The organism is Escherichia sp. AM3 (assembly GCF_032029835.1).
In the GTDB taxonomy this organism is placed as follows: Bacteria; Pseudomonadota; Gammaproteobacteria; order Enterobacterales; family Enterobacteriaceae; genus Escherichia; species Escherichia coli.
In genome coordinates this window covers 1-1,206 of record NZ_JAVUPQ010000332.1, presented here as the reverse complement: position 1 = coordinate 1,206, position 1,206 = coordinate 1, and the positions used below count along the sequence as shown (strand labels likewise).

The 1,206-nt window shown below is 62.2% G+C and carries 1 pseudogene; it reads left to right on the top strand.

Annotated elements, in window-relative coordinates:
• Window positions 1-1,206, top strand: a pseudogene (gene rhsD / locus RTW80_RS25585) (rhs element protein RhsD); the annotation flags it as partial.

The following is a 1,206-nucleotide window of genomic DNA, read 5'->3' as shown; positions in this document are numbered from 1 at the left end:
TCGGCCAGATGACGGCGGTCCACCGCGAGGAAGGCATCAGCCTTTACCGCCGCTATGACAACCGTGGCCGGTTAACCTCGGTGAAAGACGCACAGGGCCGTGAAACGCGGTATGAATACAACGCCGCAGGCGACCTGACTGCCGTTATCACCCCGGACGGCAACCGGAGCGAGACACAGTACGATGCGTGGGGAAAGGCGGTCAGCACCACGCAGGGCGGGCTGACGCGCAGTATGGAGTACGATGCTGCCGGACGTGTCATCAGCCTGACCAACGAGAACGGCAGCCACAGCGTCTTCAGTTACGATGCGCTGGACCGGCTGGTACAGCAGGGCGGCTTTGACGGGCGGACGCAACGTTATCATTATGACCTGACCGGAAAACTCACACAGAGTGAGGATGAGGGACTTGTCATCCTCTGGTACTACGATGAATCGGACCGTATCACTCACCGCACGGTGAACGGCGAACCGGCAGAGCAGTGGCAGTATGATGGCCACGGCTGGCTGACAGACATCAGCCACCTGAGCGAAGGCCACCGTGTTGCCGTCCACTATGGCTATGACGATAAAGGCCGCCTGACCGGCGAATGCCAGACGGTGGAGAACCCGGAGACGGGGGAACTGCTGTGGCAGCATGAGACGAAACACGCATACAACGAGCAGGGGCTGGCAAACCGCGTCACGCCGGACAGCCTGCCGCCGGTGGAGTGGCTGACGTATGGCAGCGGTTACCTGGCGGGAATGAAGCTGGGCGGGACGCCGCTGGTCGAGTATACGCGGGACAGGCTGCACCGTGAGACGGTGCGCAGCTTCGGCAGCATGGCAGGCAGTAATGCCGCATACGAACTGACCAGCACATACACCCCCGCAGGCCAGTTACAGAGCCAGCACCTGAACAGCCTGGTATATGACCGTGACTACGGGTGGAGTGACAACGGCGACCTGGTGCGCATCAGCGGCCCGCGACAGACGCGGGAATACGGCTACAGCGCCACGGGCAGGCTGGAGAGTGTGCGCACCCTCGCACCAGACCTGGACATCCGCATCCCGTATGCCACGGACCCGGCGGGCAACCGGCTGCCGGACCCGGAGCTGCACCCGGACAGTACACTCACAGTGTGGCCGGATAACCGCATCGCAGAGGATGCGCACTATGTTTACCACTATGATGAATACGGCAGACTGACGGAGAAGACGGACCGCA